This is a genomic window from Castellaniella sp. GW247-6E4, assembly GCF_040276065.1.
GTDB lineage: Bacteria > Pseudomonadota > Gammaproteobacteria > Burkholderiales > Burkholderiaceae_B > Castellaniella.
In genome coordinates this window covers 1-20,507 of record NZ_JBELOI010000003.1, presented here as the reverse complement: position 1 = coordinate 20,507, position 20,507 = coordinate 1, and the positions used below count along the sequence as shown (strand labels likewise).

Annotated in this window: 14 protein-coding genes; 10 read left to right on the top strand and 4 right to left on the bottom strand. The window is 67.5% G+C overall.

The window, feature by feature from the left end; all coding sequences use genetic code 11:
• Positions 1-4: 4 nt before the first annotated feature.
• Complete coding sequence (argA, locus tag ABS761_RS05285) at positions 5-1,360, bottom strand: amino-acid N-acetyltransferase (protein WP_350407075.1); 1,356 nt, start codon at positions 1,358-1,360, stop codon at positions 5-7.
• Between the two features lie 121 nt (positions 1,361-1,481).
• Here argA and hrpA point away from each other — a divergent pair, with 121 nt between their 5' ends.
• From hrpA to ABS761_RS05245, 8 genes are all read left to right on the top strand, one after another.
• The gene (gene hrpA / locus ABS761_RS05280) at positions 1,482-5,294 is read left to right on the top strand and encodes an ATP-dependent RNA helicase HrpA (protein ID WP_350407074.1); all 3,813 of its coding nucleotides are present in this window, start codon (positions 1,482-1,484) and stop codon (positions 5,292-5,294) included.
• 62 nt (positions 5,295-5,356) lie between these two features.
• Positions 5,357-8,833, top strand: coding sequence for a DNA polymerase III subunit alpha (gene dnaE / locus ABS761_RS05275; RefSeq protein ID WP_350407073.1), 3,477 nt, complete (start codon positions 5,357-5,359; stop codon positions 8,831-8,833).
• Positions 8,830-9,936 (top strand): glycosyltransferase family 4 protein, encoded by a 1,107-nt coding sequence (locus tag ABS761_RS05270; protein ID WP_350407072.1) that lies wholly within the window; start codon positions 8,830-8,832, stop codon positions 9,934-9,936. The genes dnaE and ABS761_RS05270 overlap by 4 nt, the downstream gene beginning before the upstream one ends.
• Positions 9,924-10,760 (top strand): polysaccharide deacetylase family protein, encoded by an 837-nt coding sequence (locus tag ABS761_RS05265; RefSeq protein WP_350407071.1) that lies wholly within the window; start codon positions 9,924-9,926, stop codon positions 10,758-10,760. The genes ABS761_RS05270 and ABS761_RS05265 overlap by 13 nt, the downstream gene beginning before the upstream one ends.
• 41 nt (positions 10,761-10,801) lie before the next feature.
• A complete protein-coding gene (locus ABS761_RS05260; RefSeq protein ID WP_350407070.1) occupies positions 10,802-11,554 on the top strand; it encodes a glycosyltransferase family 2 protein in 753 nt (250 codons plus the stop codon).
• A complete protein-coding gene (locus ABS761_RS05255) occupies positions 11,551-12,345 on the top strand; it encodes a polysaccharide deacetylase family protein (protein WP_350407069.1) in 795 nt (264 codons plus the stop codon). Before ABS761_RS05260 ends, ABS761_RS05255 begins: the two co-directional genes overlap by 4 nt.
• Positions 12,346-12,369: 24 nt before the next feature.
• On the top strand, positions 12,370-13,476 hold the full coding sequence (locus ABS761_RS05250; RefSeq protein WP_350407068.1) for a glycosyltransferase: 1,107 nt from the start codon (positions 12,370-12,372) through the stop codon (positions 13,474-13,476).
• Between the two features lie 71 nt (positions 13,477-13,547).
• Positions 13,548-14,738, top strand: coding sequence for a glycosyltransferase family 4 protein (locus ABS761_RS05245; RefSeq protein WP_350407067.1), 1,191 nt, complete (start codon positions 13,548-13,550; stop codon positions 14,736-14,738).
• Here ABS761_RS05245 and ABS761_RS05240 read toward each other — a convergent pair.
• Entirely contained in the window at positions 14,714-15,478 is a 765-nt protein-coding gene (locus tag ABS761_RS05240; protein WP_350407066.1) for a YdcF family protein, read from the bottom strand. The genes ABS761_RS05245 and ABS761_RS05240 overlap by 25 nt on opposite strands.
• Complete coding sequence (locus ABS761_RS05235) at positions 15,475-16,461, bottom strand: glycosyltransferase family 9 protein (protein WP_350407065.1); 987 nt, start codon at positions 16,459-16,461, stop codon at positions 15,475-15,477. Before ABS761_RS05235 ends, ABS761_RS05240 begins: the two co-directional genes overlap by 4 nt.
• A 74-nt stretch (positions 16,462-16,535) precedes the next feature.
• Here ABS761_RS05235 and msbA point away from each other — a divergent pair, with 74 nt between their 5' ends.
• Positions 16,536-18,308 carry a lipid A export permease/ATP-binding protein MsbA gene (gene msbA / locus ABS761_RS05230; RefSeq protein ID WP_350407064.1) on the top strand — a complete coding sequence of 591 codons (1,773 nt, stop codon included), beginning with the start codon at positions 16,536-16,538 and terminating at the stop codon, positions 18,306-18,308.
• A 78-nt stretch (positions 18,309-18,386) separates the two neighbouring features.
• Entirely contained in the window at positions 18,387-18,818 is a 432-nt protein-coding gene (locus ABS761_RS05225) for a hypothetical protein (RefSeq protein ID WP_350407063.1), read from the top strand.
• A 21-nt stretch (positions 18,819-18,839) separates the two neighbouring features.
• Here the strand turns inward: ABS761_RS05225 and rng are convergent, their stop codons facing one another.
• Positions 18,840-20,309: a ribonuclease G gene (rng, locus tag ABS761_RS05220; protein WP_350407061.1), complete on the bottom strand. Its 1,470-nt coding sequence runs from the start codon at positions 20,307-20,309 to the stop codon at positions 18,840-18,842.
• Positions 20,310-20,507: the final 198 nt, after the last annotated feature.

Sequence of the window (20,507 nt, the reverse complement as noted above, 5' to 3'; positions counted from 1 at the left end):
GCTCTTAGAGCCGTTTGATGAAGACCAGGCTGTTGCGCGAACGATTGTAGTGTGCTTGTTTGCCTTTGGGCAGGTCGGAAATCCCGCCCTGGGCGAAGCCGCGTTTGATGAACCAGTGCGAGGTGCGCGTGGTCAGCACGAACAGGCGGCGCGCACCCATGGCGCGGGCGCTGGATTCGGCGTGGCGCAGCAGCATCTCGCCGTCGCCCGCGCCCTGCCATTCCTGCTGGACGATCAGGCAGGCCATCTCGACCATGCCCTCGTCCAGGTAGGGAATCAGCGCCACGCAGCCATAGATCACCCCATCGTGCTCGAGCACCGTGAAGCGCTCGACCTCGCGTTCGATGGCGGCGCGCCCGCGCGGCACCAGCGTGCCGTCGGCCTCGAGCGGCTCAATGAGCTGGACGATGGCGCCCACGTCGTCGGCGACCGCCGGGCGCAGGTCCTCGAGGGTGTCCTCGACGACCATGGTGCCCACGCCGTCGTGGGTGAAAATCTCGAGCAGGATGCTGCCATCGAGCGTGTAGGGCACCAAGTGCGCGCGCGCCACGCCGCGTTTGATCGCCAGAGAGGCATGGCGCAGGAACGCGCTGGTGTCCTCGTCGAGCGTGTCCTGGGCCAGGAGCTCGTCGGCGTCCTTGCGGGCCAATTCCGTATCCACCGAGCCATCCTGCTCGGTGATGGTGCGGTTCTGGGTGAGGAAGATGAGCTTTTCGGCACGCAGGGCGACCGCTGCGCTGGTGGCGAGATCCTCCATGGCCAGGTTGAAGGCTTCGCCGGTGGGCGAGAAGCCCAGGGGCGAGAGCAGCACGATGGCGCCCTGGCCGATGATGCTGCGCATGGCGTCCACGTCCAGCTTGCGTACCGTGCCGGTGCGCTTGTAATCGACGCCATCGATGATGCCGACGGGGCGTGCAGTGACGAAATTGCCGGAAATCACGCGGATCTTGGCATGCGACATTGGCGTGTTGGGCAAACCCTGGCTGAAGGCGGCCTCGATGTCCAGGCGGATCTCGCCGGCCGCCTCCTTGGCGCACTCGAGGGCCTCGGCGCCAGTGGGCTCGACGCCGCGGCTGAACTGGATGGGGAAGCCTTTGAGCCGGAGCTGCTCGTTGACCTGCGGGCGCGATCCATGGACCAGCACCAGGCGGATGCCCAGGGCCGACAGCAGCGACAGGTCGGCCACCAGGGGCTCGAGGGCGCCGTCGTTGATCAGCTCGCCGCCGAAGGCGACCACAAAGGTCTTGCCCCTGAAGTCGTGTACATAGGGCGCGACTTCGCGGAACCAGCGCACGAATTGCGCGGGGGCGAATTCGGGAGCGTCCTGGGCGGAATAGGTGTCGGTGTCTGGCGTCGTCATGAGGGGGCGTGAGGTCGTGGCCGTGGGGGAGTCGAGCCAAAATTATAATGACCGATCATCCCCGGTGTCGTGTGTCGATCCTCGTCCACGGCATTCTCCTGACTGTAACATCCGGGACGTCATGAATTCGTCTGAAAAACCACAAGGGCGCGCCGCTCCGGCCGCCGCCCCCGATCGGCCGCTGCCGGCCCTGAATTATCCCGAGGAGCTGCCCGTCAGCGCCCGGCGCGAGGACATCGCGCGCGTGGTTGCCGGGCACCAGGTGGTGATCGTCTGCGGCGAGACTGGCTCGGGCAAGACGACGCAACTGCCCAAGATCTGCCTCGAGCTGGGGCGCGGCCGCCGGGGCATGATCGGCCACACTCAGCCCCGGCGGCTGGCGGCAACCTCGGTGGCGCAGCGCATTGCCGAGGAATTGGACACCGAACTGGGCGACTGGGTCGGCTATCAGATCCGCTTCAGCGAGCGGGCGGGGCCATCCACGGCCATCAAGCTCATGACCGACGGAATTTTGCTGGCCGAGTCCCAGCGCGATCCGCTGCTGCGCCGCTATGACACTCTCATCATCGACGAGGCCCACGAGCGCAGCCTGAACATCGATTTCCTGCTCGGTTTCCTGAAACAGCTCCTCGCTCGACGGCGGGACCTGAAGCTGATCATCACTTCGGCGACGATCGATGCGCAGCGCTTCGCCCGGCACTTCGGCACAGAGGAGCGGCCGGCGCCGGTCATCGAGGTCTCGGGCCGGCTCTACCCCGTGGAGATCCTGTATCGGCCGGTGGCCGAGCCCGCGGTGCAAGGCAAGGACGGCGCACCGCCGCAGGCGCGTGACGAGGAGCGCGACCTGATAGACGCCGTGGCCGACGGCGTCGACGAGTGCGCGCGCCACGGACCGGGCGACGTGCTGGTGTTCCTGCCCGGCGAGCGCGAAATCCGCGAGTGCGCCGAGGCGCTGCGCAAGCGCCATCCCGCCGGGGCTGTCATCCTGCCTCTGTACGCGCGCCTGTCGCGCGCCGAGCAGGAGCAGATCTTTCGCCCGCGCGGCAATGCGCGCCGCATCGTGCTGGCCACAAACGTGGCCGAGACCTCGCTGACGGTGCCGGGGATCCGCTATGTGGTCGACAGCGGCCTGGCGCGCATCAAGCGCTATTCCTGGCGCAGCAAGGTCGAACAGCTGCGCATCGAGCCTATCAGCCAGGCCTCGGCCAATCAGCGCGCCGGGCGCTGCGGGCGTGTCGGCTCCGGGGTCTGCCTGCGGCTGTATGCGGAGGACGATTTCAAGGGCCGGCCGCCGTTCACCGACCCCGAGATCCTGCGTTCGTCGCTCGCCTCGGTGATCCTGCGCATGAAGGCCCTGCGGCTGGACGATGTCGAAGCCTTTCCATTCGTCGATCCACCGACCGGCCGTGCCGTGGCCGATGGCTATCAGCTCCTGCAGGAGCTGGGGGCCCTGGACGCGGGCAACCGCCTGACGCCCATCGGCCGGTCGCTGGCCCGCCTGCCGGTGGATCCCAGGGTGGCGCGCATGATCCTGGCCGCCCACGAGCAGCAGTGCCTGACCGAGATTCTCATCATCGCGTCGGCCCTTTCGGTGCAGGATCCGCGCGACCGGCCCCTGCAGGCGCGCGACGCGGCCGAGGCTGCCCATGCCAAGTTCAACGACAAGCAGTCCGAATTCATGGCCTGGCTCAAACTCTGGGCGTGGTATGGCGAGCAGGTGGCGCACAAGGCCTCGCAACGCAAGCTCGTCGAGAGGTTGCGTGCCAGTTTCCTGTCCCCCGTGCGCCTGCGGGAATGGCGCGATACGCAGGTGCAGTTGTTGACGCTGGCGCGCGAGCAGGGCTGGCGGCTCAATCAGGCGCCGGCAACGGTCGAGCAAATCCATATGGCCCTGCTGGCCGGCTTGCTGGGCAACATCGGCATGAAGGGCGAGGAGGCCAATCTGTACCAAGGGGCGCGCGACATCCGCTTTGCCATCCATCCCGGTTCGCCCTTGCAGAAAAAAGCCGGGCGCTGGATTCTGGCTGGCGAGCTGATCGAGACCACCCGCCTGTACGCGCGCTGTGTGGCGCGTATCGAGCCCACATGGATCGAGCGGGCGGGGGCCCACCTGCTGCGGCGCGCCTGGTCGGACCCGCGCTGGGAAAAGAAGTCGGGCCAGGTGGTTGCCAACGAGCGCGGCACGGTCCACGGCTTGCCGGTGTATTCGGGACGGCGGGTGCACTACGGCCGGGTCGATCCGGCGGCCGCGCGCGAGATCTTCATTCGCGATGCGCTGGTGCCCGGCGACATCGAGACCATACTGCCTTTCGTCGTCCACAACCGCAAGCTGATCGCCTCGATCGAACGGCTCGAGCACCAGAGCCGCCGGCCGGACATTCTGGTCGACGATGCGCTGATCCAGGCGTTCTACGAGCAGCAGATCCCGCCGGATGTCTGTCAGACCGCGAGCCTGGAAAAGTGGGTCGGCGCGCTGGACGCCCCGGCCGCCGCCCGGCTGATGCTGACGCGCGAGGATCTGATGCGCCACGATGCGGCCGGGGTGACGACGGACGTCTTCCCACGGCGCCTGGCGCGCGCGGGTGTCGAGATGGCGGTGGACTACCACTTCGAGCCCGGTTCGCCGCGCGATGGCATGACGCTGGCCGTCCCGCTGTTCGCCCTCAACCGCATCGACGCGGCGGGGTGCGAGTGGCTGGTCCCGGGCATGCTCAAGGAAAAGGTCCATCTGCTGCTGAAGTCGCTGCCGCAGAAGCTGCGCCGCCATTGCGTGCCCTTGCCTGATTACGCGGCGGGCTTCCACGAGCGCTGGTTCGAGAGCGCCTCGGATCCGGACATCAGCCTGCTCGCGGCCTTGATCCAGGACATCTGGGCGCAGCGCAAAATCCGTGTCCAGACGGGGGATTTCAAGCTCGAGACCCTGCCTGCGCACTTGTTCATGAACTTCAAGGTGATCGACGAGCATGGGCGCATGCTGTCGGGCGGCCGCAATCTGGATCAGTTACGCGCCGAGCACGGGCGTCAAGCCCAGGCCTCGTTTCAGCAGGTCGCGGCCAGCGATCGTGAGGTGGCGCAGGCGCTCGGCCACGAGGGGCTGACGGCCTGGACTTTCGGGCCCTTGCCCGAGCTGCTGGAGATCCACCGCAAGGGCCAGTCCTTCATCGGCTATCCGGCGCTGCGCGACCGGGGGGAATCCTGCGACCTGGACGTCTTCGACGATCCGCGCGAGGCCCGACGCGAGCACCGTGCCGGCCTGCGCCGCCTGTTCCGGATCGCGTTGCGTGAACAGGTCAGGTTCCTGGAAAAGAACCTGCCGGAGCTGACCCGCATGGGGATGCTGTACATGGATCTGGGGACTCAGCAGGAGCTGCGCGACCAGATCATCGATTGTGCACTGGACCAGGCGTGCCTGGCCGAGCCTTGGCCCGAGGACGCCGATGCCTTCGAGCAGCGCCGCGAGCAGGGCAGGGGGCGGCTGAGCCTGCTCGCCCAGGAGATCGCCCGGCTGGCGGGGCAGATCCTTGCCGAGCGGGCCGCCTTGCACAAAAAACTGCCTCAGGCCAGGCCCTGGCCCGAGGTCCTCGAGGATCTGCGCGCTCAGGAGTCGGCCTTGATGGGCAAAGGGTTCCTGCGCGATACGCCCTACGAGCAGCTCCGCCATTTTCCGCGCTACCTCAAGGCCGCCCAGGTGCGCATCGACAAACTACGTGAGGACCCCGCGCGCGACGCCCGCGCGATGGCGGACGTTGCGGCCCTCACATTGTCCTGGCGCCGCGCGCACGCCGCCATGAAGGGGGCGCCGGACTCGCGGCTCGAGACCTTCCGCTGGCAGCTCGAGGAGTTGCGCGTGGCGCTGTTCGCGCAGGCCCTGCGCACGCCCTATCCGGTGTCGGTCAAGCGCTTGCAGAAGGCCTGGTCCGCCATGCCGCGCTAGCGCGGCGACCCCTGGCCCGGTGCCTGCGATGACAGGACACTAGGTACAATTCGACCATGATCATGAACCCCGCCCCCCCCTCGTTCGTCCATCTGCGCAGCCATTCCGAATTCTCGGTGGTCGATGGCATTGCGCGCATCCCCGATCTGGTCCGGCGCGCGGTTGCCTTTGGGCAGCCCGCGCTGGCCCTGACGGATTTGGGTAATCTGTTCGGCCTGATCAAGTTCTACAAGATCGCACGCAAGGCGGGGATCAAGCCGATCGCGGGTTGTGATGTCTGGCTGCAGAATCCGGCCGACCGCGACAAGCCCCACCGGATCGTCCTGCTCGCGAGCGGCCACGACGCCTATTTGGCCTTGTGTGAATTGCTGACCCGGGCCTGGACCGAGAACGGCTACCGGGGGCGCGCCGAGGTGCGGCGCGAATGGCTCGGCGGCGCCAGCGGCTTGATCGTCCTGTCGGGCGGTCGGGCCGGGGACGTGGGGCAGGCGCTCGAGGCCGGCCGCACCGACGAGGCGGCGCTGCTGGCGCGCCGCTGGGAGGCGGATTTCCCCGGCGGTTATTTCATCGAACTGCAGCGCGCGGGTTTCGAGGGCGACGAGGCCTACGTGCAGGCGGCCCTGCGCCTGGCGGCGGCCGAGGGCCTGCCGGTCGTGGCGACGCATCCGATCCAGTTCATCGAGCCGGCCGATTTCCGGGCGCACGAGGCGCGCGTCTGTATTGCCGAGGGCGAGTTGCTGGGCAATCCCCGGCGGCTGCGGCGCTTTACGGCGGACCAGTACATGCCCGACAGCGCCGACATGGCACGGCGTTTCGCCGACGTGCCCTCGGCGCTCGCCAACACCGTGCAGATCGCCAAGCGCTGCAATCTCACGCTGGATCTCGGTCATCCGCAGTTGCCACGCTTTCCGACGCCCGACGGTGTGACGCTGGACGATTATCTGCACGAGCTTGCGCGCCAGGGGCTCGAGAGGCGCCTGGCGCAGCTCTATCCCGACGAGGCCGAGCGTTTGCGCCAGGCGCCGGCCTATCGCGAGCGGCTCGAGCTCGAGTGCAAGACCATCATCGACATGGGCTTTCCGGGCTATTTCCTGATCGTGCAGGACTTCATCAACTGGGGCAAGAGTCACGGCGTGCCCGTGGGCCCTGGGCGCGGCTCGGGGGCGGGCTCGCTGGTCGCTTACAGCCTGGGCATCACCGATCTGGACCCCTTGCGCTACGACCTGCTGTTCGAGCGTTTCCTGAATCCGGAACGGGTCTCGATGCCGGACTTCGACGTCGATTTCTGCCAGGACAACCGCGAGCGCGTGATCGACTATGTCAAGGAAAAATACGGCCGCGAGGCGGTCAGCCAGATCGCGACTTTCGGCACGCTGGGCGCCAAGGCCGTGGTGCGCGACGTGGGCCGGGTGCTCGAGATGCCCTACAGCGTCTGCGATCACTTGTCCAAGATGATTCCCTTCAGCCCGGCGGACCCCTGGACGCTGGATCGCACGCTCGAGCACGAGCCCGCCTTCAAGGAACGCTACGACAATGACGAGGAAATCCACGCCCTGATCGACTTGGCGCGGCCTCTCGAGGGGCTGACGCGAAATATCGGCATGCACGCCGGCGGCGTGCTGATCGCGCCTGGCAAGCTGACCGATTTCTGTCCGCTGTATTGCCAGCCGGGCAGCGAGTCCAGCGTGGTCTCGCAATTCGACAAGGACGATGTCGAGGCGGCGGGGCTGGTCAAGTTCGACTTTCTGGGCCTGCGCAACCTGACGATCCTGGACTGGGCCGTGCGCTACGTGCGCCAGTTCAATCCCAGCAAGCGTGACTTCGACCTGATGAGCCTGCCGCTGGATGACGCGGCGACCTACGCCTTGCTGTCCGAAGCCAACACCACGGCGGTGTTTCAGCTCGAATCGCGCGGGATGAAGGAGCTCCTCAAGGACATGCGGCCGAACACCTTCGAGGACGTGATCGCTCTGCTGGCGCTGTTCCGCCCGGGCCCACTGGAATCCGGGATGGTGGTGGACTTCGTCAATCGCAAGCACGGGCGCGCGGAGGTCGATTATTTTCACCCGGATCTCGAGCCCGTCCTCAAGAGCACGTATGGGGTCATCGTCTACCAGGAACAGGTGATGCTGATCTCGCAGATCATCGGTGGGTATTCGCTGGGCGGCGCAGACCTGCTGCGTCGCGCCATGGGCAAGAAAAAACCCGAGGAAATGGCCAAGCACCGGGTCACTTTCCAGGAGGGGGCAGTCGCCAAGGGGTACGACGCAGACCTTGCGGCCCACCTGTTCGATCTCATGGAAAAGTTCGCGGGCTATGGCTTCAACAAGAGCCACTCGGCCGCCTACGCCCTGATTTCCTATCAGACGGCCTGGCTCAAGGCCTATCATCCGGCCGAGTTCCTGGCCGCGACCATGCTCTCGGACATGGATGACACCGACAAGGTTCAGGTGTTCTGGCGCGATGCCCTGGTCAACAATGTGGCGGTGCTGCCACCCGATGTCAACGCCTCGGCCTACCGCTTTGAGCCGGTCGAGGACGAGCACACCGCCCGCGGCCGGCCGCCGCGCACCATCCGCTATGGGCTGGGGGCGGTCAAGGGGACGGGGCAATCCGCGGTCGAGGAAATCCTGCGCGCGCGGGCGCAGGGCGGGCCGTTCGCAAGCGTGTTCGATTTCTGCGCGCGCGTCGATCGGCATGCCGTCAATCGCCGCTGCATCGAGGCCCTGATCCGCGCGGGCGCCTTTGATACGCTCGAACCCAATCGGGCCGCCCTGATCGAGACGCTGGGCAGCGCCGTCGAGGCGGCCGAGCAAGCCGAGCGCAACGCCAACCAAGTGTCCTTGTTTGACGATGACGCCGGCCAGGTGGTGGCGGGCGAGCTTGCCCGCGTCGCGCCCTGGGACCTGCAGACCCGCCTGACCGAGGAGAAGGCGGCCCTGGGTTTTTATTTCAGCGGACACCTGTTTGATGCCTGGCGCGACGAGGTCCGGCGCGTCGCGCCCACGCCGCTGGCCCGCCTGGCGCCAGCGCGAGGGTCGCAGTGGATTGCCGGCGTGCTGGCGGCGGTGCGTCCGCGCATGACGCGGCGGGGCCGCATGCTGTATGCACTGCTCGACGACGGCACCGCCCAGATCGAGGTGGCGATTTTCAATGAGCTCTACGAGCAGTATCGCCAGCGTCTCAAAGAGGATCGCCTGCTGGTGATTCACGGCCGGGTCAGCCACGACGAGTATTCGGGGGGCCTGCGGGTGTCGGCCGACGATCTGTATGACCTGCAGCGCATTCGTGAATCGCGTGCACAGTCGCTGCGACTGGTCCTGCCCGAGGCGGCCGATACGCGCGCCCTGCGGGTCTTGCTCGATCCCTGGCGCGCACAGTCCGGCGAAGGCGTTCCGGTCGAGATCCGGCTGAGCCGGCCCGCGTTCTCCTGCGCCTTGCGCTTGGGCGAGGACTGGCGTGTGCACATGGACGATGAACTGATCGCCGGCGCGCGCCGCTGGCTGTCCGCCGACAACGTCCAGGTGAACTACGGATGAGGCCTTTGCGCATCCTGCATGCCGAGGCGGCCACGGGGTTCGGCGGGCAGGAACAATACATTTTCCGCCTGCTGCATGCCTTGCGCGCGCGCGGGCACCAGGTGCGGGCCGTCTGCCAGCCCACCGCCCGCCTCGTGCCGGCCTTGCGCGAGGCTGGTTTCGAGGTGGATACCCTCCCCATGGACGGGGCCTGGAATCACGCCAGGGGCCTGCCACACTTGATGCGGCTGATGCGGCGCGGCGCGTTCGATGTGGTCAACACCCACAGCCGGCGCGACACCCTGCTGGTGGGGGCCGCCGCGCGTCTGGCCGGGGTGCCGCTGATCGTGCGCACCCGGCACCTGGCCAAGCCGGTGGGCTCGCTCCTGTCCTATACCCGCGTCCCCCGGCGGGTGATCGCCGCCAGCCAGTTCGTGCGCCGCCATCTCATCGAGCGCGGCGTATCGCCGGAACACGTCGCCGTGGTCTACCCGGCCGTCGATTTTCCCGATCCCATGCCCGCCCCAGTATTGCGGACGGAGCTCGGCCTCGGACCGCAGGCGGTGGTGGTCGGCAGCGTCGGGGTGTTGCGCAAGGAAAAAGGGCATGCCCAGATGATCGAGGCCATGCAGCCTCTGCTTGCGCGCCATCCGGACCTGCATCTGGTCATCGTCGGCGGCGGCTCGCCGGCGCTCGAGCAATTGCGCGACCACGTCCGGGGCCTGGGCTTGGGCGAGCGCATTCACCTGCTCGGCTACCGGGGGGATGTGCCCGCCCTGTTGCCGGACTGCGACATCTTTGCGCTGGCCACCCATATCGAGGCGTCGGGCACGGCCTTTGTGGAGGCTGGCGCGGCTGGCCTGCCTGTCGTGGGGACGCGGGTCGGCGGCGTACCCGAAATGATGGAGGAGGGCGTCAGCGGCTTGCTGGTTTCCCTGTTCGACATTCCGGCGCTGACCCAGGCCTTGGAGCGCTTGACCCTCGACCCGGCGCTGCGCGCGCGCATGGGCGCGGCGGGCCGGCGCTATTGCCTCGAGGACGACCGTTTCACCCGCGAGGCTCTGGGGCGGGAGACCGAGACCTGCTACCGGCGCTGGCTTGAGGAGCTCGCATGGCATCCATAGTGACCGTTCCCGTGCTGATGTACCACCACGTTCGACCGGAGGGCGGCATGATCGCCACCACGCCCGAGCATTTCGAGGACCAGCTCGCCTGGCTGGCCCGGCGCGGCTATACCGCATTGGGGACCGAGGCCTTCGCGCGCCACTTGCGCGAAGGCGGCGCCCCGCGCCGCTCGGTGCTGATCACCTTCGACGACGGCTATCTGGACAATTGGGTGTATGCCGCCCCCTTGCTGCGCCGCTATGACATGAAGGCCGTGGTATTCATCGTCACCGGCTGGATCGGCGATGGCCCCGCACGGCCCTGCATGGGCCAGGGCGCGACCCTGCCCGAGACACCGGCGCATCGGGACTGCGAAGAGCGCATCGCCCAGGGCCGGGCGGATGAGGTGATGCTGCGCTGGTCCGAGATCGAGGCCATGCGCGCGCAGGGCCTGATCGAATTCCACAGCCACACGCATACGCACACCCGCTGGGATCAGACCGATCCCGCTGGCAAGAACCCGCGCATGCTCGACGAACTGGCCCAGTCTCGCGCCACCCTGGCCCGGCGTCTGGGCGAGGCCTCGCCGCACCTGTGCTGGCCCCAAGGCTATTTCGACGCCGATTATGTCGAGATCGCGCAGCGCGCGGGTTTTCGCTACCTGTATACGACACAGGCTTTCGGTCGTAACCTCCCTGGGGCCGATCCCCTGAACATCTACCGCTTCGCCGTGCGCGATACCACGGGCAGCTCGGTGGGACGCCGCATCCAGGTGGCGGCTCACCCGGTGATCGGCCCTCTGTTCAACCGCTGGAAGCGCTGGAAGCGCAGCCGGCGCGCCTGATGTCGCGCGTTGCGGCGTCCACCTCGCGCAAGGAGATTGGCATGCGCTTGTCGGTCATCGTCATCACCCGGGACGAGGAAGCCCATATCGGAGATTGCCTCGACTCCGTGGCCTTTGCCGACGAGCTCATCGTCCTGGACTCCGGTAGCGCCGACAGGACCTGCGCCATCGCGCACGCGCGCGGCGCGCGGGTCGAGGCCTCGGCCGACTGGCCGGGCTTCGGTCCCCAGAAGAACCTCGCCCTGGATCTGGCGACGGGCGACTGGGTGCTGTCGATCGATGCCGACGAGCGGGTCACGCCCGAGCTGGCGCGGGCCATCCAGCGGATCCTGAGCGCGCCGGATGCCGACGCCTACCGGATCGCCCGGCTATCCAATTTTTGCGGCCGCTGGATTCGCCACAGCGGCTGGTGGCCCGATTATGTCGTCCGCCTGTTTCGCCGCGGCGCGGGGCGCTTCACCGACGCGCCCGTGCACGAGCGCGTCGAGGTCCAAGGCCGGGTCGGCACCTTGCCCGGGCATTTCTTGCACTATCCCTATGCCAGCCTGGAAATCTTCATCGACAAGATCAACCGCTATTCCACCGAGGCGGCGCGCGCCGCCTTCGAGCGCGGCCGGCGCACCAGCGTTCTGGGGCCGTTCGGGCATGGCGCCTGGACCTTCATCCGCCACTATGTTTTGCGACGTGGATTTCTTGACGGCTGGCAGGGCTTGGTGCTGGCGGGAATGGCTGCGACCGGCAGCTTCTACCGCTATGTGAAGCTATACTGGCTCGGCCGCAGGCCGCCTTCATGAATAATCCGTCCATGATTCCCATCCTCATGTATCACCAGATTGGTGAACCAGCCCCGCGGGGCACGCCCTATCGGGGCCTGACCGTGCATCCGCGGGATTTTCGGCGGCAGATGCTGTGGTTGCGGCGCCTGGGCTTTCGGGGCCTGTCGATGGCCCAACTCATGCCCTATCTGCGGGGTGAGAAGCACGGCAAGGTCATCGGCATCACCTTCGACGACGGCTATTGCAATGTGCTCGATCATGCCGTGCCGATCCTCGAGGACTGCGGCTTTCACGCGACCAATTATTTCGTCGCCCGCCAATTGGGCGGTTCGAACATCTGGGACCGCGACGAAGGCGTGCCGCCTTCGCCGCTGATGGATGCCCAGGGGGTGCGGGCCTGGGTGGCGGCTGGCCATGAGGCCGGTTCCCACACCTTGAACCATCCTGTCTTGCCGCGACTCTCCCCCGAGTTGGCCGCCAACGAAATCCGGGATTCGCGCGACGCCCTCGAGCAGGTCGCCGGAGCGCCCGTGACCGCGTTCTGCTACCCTTACGGCAAATTCACGCCGGCGCTGGCAGACTGCGTGCGCGAGAGCGGCTATGACAGCGCCACGACCACCGCCCGCGGGCTGGCCCGCCCGGACGACGATCCGTTCGTTTTGCCGCGCGTCGCGGTGGTGCGGTCCACCTTGCTGCTGCGCTTCCTGCAGAAATGCTTGACGCGCCTCGAGGACGGCAAGCGTATCCGCGCCGAGCGGACCTTGCCGGCGGCCGCGGATGAATCCCACCCTGACAGGACATCCTACTGACCCGGCCCGCGCCCTTGCGACTGCATGAAGATCCTCTACACCAATTTCCATCCGCGTGGCAGCGGCGGTCATGCTCCCTACATCCTCAATCTGGCCCGCACCTTCCAGGGCGAGCATGAGGTCGCGCTGGCGACTCCGGGGACCAGCCATCTATTCGCCCTGGCCGGACGGATTCCCGGCGTGCGTTGCCTGGACACGATCTACAGCACGCGGCTGTGGCCCATGCTGAGCGAGGTCCGTCGGATGCGGCGCCTGCTGCGCCACGGCAAATTCGACCTCGTGCACGTCAACGGATCGGCGGATCACCGGCAGGTGATGCTGGCCTGCCTGGGGCTGCGTCACGCGCCCCGCATCGTCTGGACCAAGCACAACACCAAACCGGTGGGCAGCCCGGGCAACTGGATCCGAGCCGGGCTTGGCACGCACGGCACCATCGGCGTCTGTGATTTCGTCAGCCGCCAGTTGCGCGATTCGCCCTACGGCCGCCGTCCGATCCACACCATACGCCTGGGGGTCGATACCGACTATTTTGCGCCCGCCTCGCCACAGGCCGCGCAGAGTGCGCGCCGGGCATTGCTGGGCGAGCTCCCGGACGATGCGCTGGTGCTGGGCAGCGTTGGGGGAACGGACCACGACAAGGGCTGGATCTTCCTCGTGCGGGCGGCGGCCCGCCTGCCGCCGCATTCGCGCGCGCGCCTGCGCCTGCTGGTGGCGGGCAATCCGCCCCCCGAATCCTTGCGGCGCGAGGTTCGCGAACTGGGCATGGAGCAGGCGGTGCGGTTTCCGGGGCTCGTGGCCGATCCGCGTCAAGTGCTGGCGGCTTGCCACATGAGTTTCGTCTTGTCCCTGCATGAGGCGGGATCGTATGCCGTTTGCGAGGCCCTGGCGATGGGGCTGCCGACGCTGGTCTCCGATGCCGGCGGCCTGCCGGAACTGGTCCGCGACGAGGTGGACGGCTGGGTCATCCCGAAGGGCTGCGCCGAGGCCGCCCATGCCTGGCTGCTGGAGCGCCTGGCGGCGCCGGCTGGGCATGGCCTCCTCGAGGCGGCGCGCGCCCGTGCGCTGGAGTTGTTCTCCCTGCCGGTCTTTGCGCGACGGACGATGGATTTTTACCGTGAAGTCTGCGCCTGATGCGAGTCGGGCCGATATAATCCGCTCATGAGCCCCATCCCCGCCTGCCCAGAGCAGGGCGCCTGAGCCCAATGCCCGAGCCCGCACCCGCCGCCGACCCATGGCCACTGGCGATCGCCTTTGTCGTCGATCGTTTCGGCGCCCGCTTCGGCGGCGCCGAGGCCTACGGGGTGGCGCTGATGCGCGAGCTGGCCGCGGCGGGTCATCGGATCACCGTTTTCGCCCGTGAGTACGACGAGGCTTGTGGCCTGACGCTGCCCTTCGTGCCGATTGTCACGAGCCGCCATTGGCCGAGCTGGATCCGGGTGTTCCTGTTTGCGCGGCGCGCAGCGCGGGCGACGCGCTCGGGCTTCGACATCGTCCATTCCCATATGAACGGTTGGTGCGGGGACGTCGAGGTGGTGCACGTCACCCCGGTGCGCTACCGCTGGCGCGTCCAGCCCATGTCCGTGGCCAAGCGCGCGCTCTCGTACCTCAGTCCGCGTGTACGGACCTATCTGGGCCTCGAGGCGCGACGGGTCGCGACACGGCCTGGGCATCAGGTGGTGGCGGTGTCCGCCCTCATCGCCCACCAGCTGCTGCAGGCGTACGGCGAGCGGCTGCGCGTGCCGGTGATTCCGCCTGGGGTCTCACGTCCGGACGCGCGCGCGCCCGACCGGCGTGCCGCGACGCGGGACGAGTTGAAACTGGACGCGGATGCTCATGTCTGCCTGCTGGTCGCGCGCAATCCGATGCGCAAGGGCTTGCCCACGGCGCTGCGGGCGCTCGCGCGCCTGCCCGCGGCCGTCCACCTGCTGGTGGTGGGGGCGAATGCCGCCGCCCGAGACGAGGTCCGGGGCGCGCCCGAGCCGGTGCGCGCGCGCGTGCGGCTGGTGGGCGAAACCTCGGATGTGTCATCCTACTACCAGGCGGCCGACTGCTACGTGCACCCCACCTTGAACGATAGCTTTGGGATGGCCCCGCTCGAGGCCATGTCCTTTGGCCTGCCGGTGGTACTCAGCCCCGCGCCGTGGTGCGGGTTCGCCCAGTACGTGCGCGCGGGCGAGGATGCCTTGGTGATTTCGCACCCCGAACACGCCGACGAGCTGGCCGAGGCCATCGAGCGCCTGCGCACCGACGCCGGCCTGCGGTGCCGCCTCGGCGCGGGTGCCCAGCAATTGTTGGAGCGTCATGCCTGGCCCGAGGTGGCGCGCCAGTATTTGGCGCTGTATGCGCGCATCCTGGATGAGCGTGCGGCTCAGATCCAGCCGCGGACCCAATAAACCAGCAGACCCAGGTATTCCTTGACGATCGAGCGGCTGGCGTCGAGCGTGCGCATGTCGGGTTCCCAGAACGAGAAATCCGGCTGCTCGGGGACCACGATCTGGGGCGGGGACGGGGCGGCGACGGGCGTGATTCCCATTTTCTGAAAGCTGGCCATGGCGCGCGGCATGTGCAGGGCCGAGGTCACCAGCAGAACCCGGTCGATCTTCAGGCGGCGCAGCAGCTCGGCTGTGTAGACGGCGTTTTCGCGCGTCGTGAAGCTGCGGCCCTCTTGGATGATCGCCCACGACGGGACGCCCCGGTTGCGCAGGGCCATGGCCATCATGTGCGCTTCGCTCTGGCCGCCGTCCAGGGCGGCTCCCGACACAATGATCATGGGCGCGCGGCCTGCCTCGTAGAGCGCCAGAGCCGTCTCGGTGCGCGGCACGGCGGTCGACCGGTCGTAGGGCTCGAACCAGTTGTCGCGGTTGTTGGCCGTGTTGCCGCCGAGGACCACGATCGCTTGCTCAGTGGGCTGCCGGTCGGCCTGGATGGAGGGGTAGCGCTGCTCGAGCAGGCCCCCGGCCCACAGCGAGGAGGTCGGCAGCGACCAGAACAGCACCCAGCCGACGGACGTCGCCGCAATCAGGGCGGCTGTTTTGCGCCAGCGCGCCATGGATAGGATGACCGCCAGCAGCAGCAGCGTGACGGACAGGTTCAGCGGGACGATCAGGTTGGCCAGCAGGCTGGGGACGTTCATGCGGCTTGCGGAGGCTCCAGGAGGGACAGGGCGGCGGACAGCACCTCGGGCGCGGTGGGCCAGGCGCCCGGACCGCCCAGCCGGATGGCTCGGGGTGACCAGGGGCCGGTGCGCGCGGGATCGGTGACGCCGAACAAAGTGATCTGGCGCGCATCGGCGGCGGCGGCGATGTGCGAAACCCCGGAATCGTTGCAGACCGTCATTGCGGCCAGGCGCGTCAGGACGGCAAAGGCCCCCAGCGGCAAGGGCGGCAGGCACTGTGCCGTGGGCGCGGCCGCGAGCGCCGCGTCGCGCTCGGCCGGTGGCGGCGCCATGAGCACCGGATAGCCCCGCGCCTGCAGCGATTGGGCCAGTGAGTCGAAGCCCTGCCAGACCTTGATCCGGCCCTTGTGCAGGCCAACCGCCGTGGGCGCGATCAGCACGAACGGCGTGTCCGCGACGCCGGCCGCCTCGGCCGCCGCGCGCGCCGCCTGGATGTGCTCGCCGGCCGGCCGCCAGTCGAGCGCGTCCTCCGGGGTCGGGGAGCCGGCGGGCAGGCCCCAGCGCTCGAGGGCCAGGCGCGTCAGGTGGAACCATGACTGCACCGCGTGCATCGGGGCGCGCGGCTTGGTCATGGGCCAGCGCAGGATCAGGCTGCGGCCGTCGTCGCGGTAGCCCGCGCAGGGCACGCCGGCAAAGCGGAACACCATCGCGCTGGAGAGTGAGTCGGGCAGCAGCAGACCCACGGTGCGGGCGTGGTGGGATTTTTTGCGCCAGGCATGCACCGCACTGCGATCAGCGCGCCAGTTCCCCGCCATGGGCACGAAGCCGGCCAGTTCGTAGGCCGAGAGCAGGTCCCGCGCCCACGGTCGGGCGCAGGCCACCACCGGTGCGCCGGTGGCGATGAGGGTATCCAGGCAGGGCAGGCTCATGCAGACGTCCCCCACCCAGTTCGGCAACCGGACGTAGATGGCGTGGAGCGTGGGCGCGGCGGAGGCGGGCATGGACGGTATCACTGAAGCCAACGGGTCGGCAGGCTAAAATGCATGATTCACAAGTATATAAGAGAGTGCGTCGGGTGAAGTCCGATCGAGAGCAAGCGGCCGATGGCCACCCCCCGAAGTTTCTCCTTTGGCGGCGCATCTACAGCCGCCTGGGCAAGGACTGGAAGGCCGCCTTGCTGGCCCTGCTCCTGGTGACGGTCGCCTCGGCCACCCAGCCGGTGCTGGCCGTCATCATGAAGCCCCTGCTCGATGACGGCTTTTCAGGGGCCAAACCGTCCTACATCTGGTCCATTCCGCTGGCCGTCATCGGCCTGATGCTGCTGCGCGGCTTCTGCTCGTTCTTCAGCACCTACCTGTTGTCCTGGATCGCCAACAATATGCTGCTGGGCCTGCGGCGCGACATGTTCGAGCGCCTGCTGGGCCTGTCCGACGAGACCTACCGGCGCGGCGATCATGGCCGCCTGCTCAACCGCTTCACCATCGATGCCGGGACCGTCAGCGGCCTGGCGACCGAGGTCATCATGGTGATCGTGCGCGAATCGCTCACTGTAGTCGCGCTGCTGGCCGTCCTGCTGTACATGTCCTGGCAGCTCACCCTCATCGTATTGGTGATGTTACCGCTGTCGGTGGCGACCGCGAGGATATTCATCCGCCGCCTGCGGCGCATCAACCGCGACACCATCAACATGAACGCCGAGCTGACCCGCGTGGTCGGCGAAGGCATTTCCGGACAACGGGTCATCAAGCTCTTCGATGGGTACGAGCGCGAGCGCTCGCGCTTCGATTACGTCAATGGGCGCCTGCGCCGGTTCGCCATGCGGGCAGTCGGCTCGGATGCGGCCATGTCGCCGATTTCACAGTTCTTCATCGCGCTGTCGGTCGCCGCTGTGGTGGCCATGGCGCTCTACCAGGCCAACCACCAGAGTCTGACGGTCGGCAGCTTCGCCGCTTTCATGGCGGCTCTGGGCCAGATTTTCGATCCCATGAAGCGCCTGACCAACATCGCGGGCGCCATGCAGCGCATGCTGGTGGCCGCCGAGAGCGTCTTCACCCTGATCGACGAGCCGGTCGAGGCCGAGTCCGGCACGCGGCGCTTCGAGGGGCGCGCGAGCGGGCGCGTGAGTTTTCGCGAGGTGAGCCATCGCTTTCCCGATGCCGCCACGGATACGCTTTGCGGGGTGTCCCTCGAAGTCACGCCGGGACAGACCGTCGCACTGGTGGGCCGCTCCGGCAGCGGCAAGACGACCCTGGTCAACATGCTGCCGCGCTTCGTGGAGCCCTGCGCCGGATCCGTCCGGATCGACGGCATCGACATCGCCGAGCTGTGTTTGCGCTCGCTGCGGGCGCAGCTCTCGCTCGTCAGCCAGGATGTCGTGCTGTTCGATGGCACGATCGCCGAGAACGTGGCCTACGGGGCGCTGAGCAACGTCGATGACCGCCAGATCCGGGCCGCGCTCGAGGCCGCTAATTTGCTTGATTTCGTCGATGGCCTGCCCGAGGGCCTGCACACGCAGGTCGGCAGCAATGCCAGCATGCTGTCGGGCGGCCAGCGCCAGCGGCTGGCGATCGCGCGCGCGCTGATCAAGGACGCGCCCATTCTGATCCTGGACGAGGCCACCTCGGCCCTGGACAACGAATCCGAGCGTCAGGTGCAGGCCTCGCTCGAGCGGCTGATGGCGGGACGCACCACGCTGGTGATCGCCCATCGCCTCAGCACCGTGCAAAAGGCGGACGTCATCGTGGTCCTGGACCGAGGCTGCATTGTCGAGCAGGGCACGCACGATGCTCTGTTGGCGCGCGGCGGGCTGTACGCGTCCCTCTACCGCTTGCAGTTCCAGGATGCCTAGGAATGCCTTGCATGCCGCCCAATGCCCCGGGTGGCCCCTCTTTATTGTTCGCGGCCGGTCCGCGGATACGGAGTCTTCATGAAAGTCCTGATTGCCTCGATCCTCATGGCCGGCCTCGCGGGCTGCGCGACCCAGCCCGGCGCGCTGACGCTTCGCGAGCTTGAGACACCCCAGCATCTGGTCACCGAGCGGCGGCGCCTGCCGGTCGATTTCGCCGCGGTCCAGCAGGCCCTGTTCAAGCATCAGGCACTGTGCGGAGAGACCTTCGTGTTCGAGATGGAGCCCGACGCCTCCTCGTACGGGCGGGTGGTGTACCGGCCGACGCCCGGTGCCGGCTGGGAACAGAGCGTCGTGATCAGCCTGGTCCTGCTGCATAATCGCAGCGTCAATGCCAAGGCGTACAGCTACTATGCTGGCCAGCTCGACATCGTCTATCGCATGTTCAGCGCCATGATGAAACCCGAGGTGTGCGGCATCGCCGAGGGTTGGGAAAACTCATTCAGTCACTGAGGTGGGGCGTGCGCCGCTGCGCTACAGCAGGACGATGTCGTAGTGTTCCTGGGCGTACGCGGCCTCGACCTGCAGCGAGATCGGCTTGCCCACGAAATCCCCCAGCATCGCCATGTGCTGGCTTTCCTCCTCGAGGAACAGATCGATCACGGCCTGCGCGGCGACGATCCGAAACTCTTTGGGATTGAACTGGCGGGCTTCGCGCAGGATCTCGCGCAGAATTTCGTAGCACAGCGTGCGCGGTGTGCGCACGCTGCCCCGCGAGGCGCAGGTGGGGCAGGGCTCGCAGAGCTGGTGGGCGAGCGAATCCCGCGTGCGCTTGCGCGTCATCTCGACCAGGCCGAGCTGGCTGAACCCGCTCACGGTCATGCGGGTGCGGTCGCGGCTCAGCGCCTTGTTGAGCTCGTCGAGGACCGAGGCCTTGTGGCCCTCGTCGTCCATATCGATGAAATCCAGGATGATGATGCCGCCCAGGTTGCGCAGCCGCAATTGCCGGGCGATGGCGACCGCGGCTTCGAGGTTGGTCTTGAAAATCGTATCGTCGAAGTTCCGGCCGCCGACATAACCGCCCGTGTTGACGTCCACGGTGGTCAGGGCCTCGGTCTGGTCGATGATCAGGTAGCCGCCTGATTTCAGTTCGACGCGGCGCGACAGGGCGCGGGCGATTTCCTCGTCCACGTTGGCAGTGTCGAACAGCGGGCGGTTGCCGCCGTAGTGGTGGATGCGATCGACAATCGATGGGGTATAGCGGCCCGCCCAGTCGATCAGCTCTTGGGTGACGGCGCGGGAATCGACTGAAATCGAACACGTGTCGGGCGAGGCCATGTCGCGCAGGACACGCTGTGCCAGGGTCAGGTCGGTGTAGACGGTGGAGGGCGCCGGCTGGCGCTTGATCCGGGCTTGTATCTCGGCCCACAGGATGCGCAGGTAGGCGATGTCCGCGGCGAGCTCCTCGTCGGTGGCGCCCTCGGCCTGGGTGCGGACGATGAATCCCCCGGTCTCGTCGGTTGGCCGCAGGGCCTGGAGGCGGTCGCGTAGTGCGTTGCGCTCGTCCTCGGAGCCGATGCGCTGGGACACGCCAATGTGCGGCTCGTGCGGCAAGTAGACCAGCATGCGCCCGGCGATACTGATGTGGGTGGAGAGCCTCGCGCCCTTGGTGCCCAAGGGGTCCTTGATGACTTGAACGAGCAGCGACTGGCCCTCGAACAGCAGTTTTTCGATGGGGGTCGGCGCGATCGCCTCGGTGCCGGCGCGGCCAAGGCGGTTTTGCCTGAGATCCGAGACGTGTATGAAGGCGGCGCGCTCTTGGCCGATGTCGACGAAAGCGCTTTGCATTCCCGGCAGCACCCGGGCGACGCGCCCCAGGTACAGGTTGCCGACATGGCCGCGCTGGATGCTGCGCTCGATGTGCAGCTCCTGGGCGATGCCGTTGGCGGTGATCGCCACGCGGGTTTCAAAGGGGGTGATGTTGATGAGGATGTCTTCGGTCATGGTTTGGGTGTGCTTGCCGAGCGCCCGCGCGGGTTTGCGAAAGGGCGGGCCCGCGAAATGTAGTGGCGACGGCCTTGGCCCATATTATGGCCTTCCGGCGCGCCCACCGCATTTTTTCATGGTCCGTTTGCGAGCTGTTTTCCGGCTATGGTATAGTCACGCTTCTTTGCTGCCCGGCCCCTCGGGTTAACCCGGTCA

Bases quoted from the DNA above. Each gene is read 5' to 3' on its own strand.
- argA (WP_350407075.1), bottom strand. From the start codon at position 1,360: ATGACGACGCCAGACACCGACACCTATTCCGCCCAGGACGCTCCCGAA.
- hrpA (WP_350407074.1), top strand. From the start codon at position 1,482: ATGAATTCGTCTGAAAAACCACAAGGGCGCGCCGCTCCGGCCGCCGCC.
- dnaE (WP_350407073.1), top strand. From the start codon at position 5,357: ATGAACCCCGCCCCCCCCTCGTTCGTCCATCTGCGCAGCCATTCCGAA.
- ABS761_RS05270 (WP_350407072.1), top strand. From the start codon at position 8,830: ATGAGGCCTTTGCGCATCCTGCATGCCGAGGCGGCCACGGGGTTCGGC.
- ABS761_RS05265 (WP_350407071.1), top strand. From the start codon at position 9,924: ATGGCATCCATAGTGACCGTTCCCGTGCTGATGTACCACCACGTTCGA.
- ABS761_RS05260 (WP_350407070.1), top strand. From the start codon at position 10,802: ATGCGCTTGTCGGTCATCGTCATCACCCGGGACGAGGAAGCCCATATC.
- ABS761_RS05255 (WP_350407069.1), top strand. From the start codon at position 11,551: ATGAATAATCCGTCCATGATTCCCATCCTCATGTATCACCAGATTGGT.
- ABS761_RS05250 (WP_350407068.1), top strand. From the start codon at position 12,370: ATGAAGATCCTCTACACCAATTTCCATCCGCGTGGCAGCGGCGGTCAT.
- ABS761_RS05245 (WP_350407067.1), top strand. From the start codon at position 13,548: ATGCCCGAGCCCGCACCCGCCGCCGACCCATGGCCACTGGCGATCGCC.
- ABS761_RS05240 (WP_350407066.1), bottom strand. From the start codon at position 15,478: ATGAACGTCCCCAGCCTGCTGGCCAACCTGATCGTCCCGCTGAACCTG.
- ABS761_RS05235 (WP_350407065.1), bottom strand. From the start codon at position 16,461: ATGCCCGCCTCCGCCGCGCCCACGCTCCACGCCATCTACGTCCGGTTG.
- ABS761_RS05225 (WP_350407063.1), top strand. From the start codon at position 18,387: ATGAAAGTCCTGATTGCCTCGATCCTCATGGCCGGCCTCGCGGGCTGC.
- rng (WP_350407061.1), bottom strand. From the start codon at position 20,309: ATGACCGAAGACATCCTCATCAACATCACCCCCTTTGAAACCCGCGTG.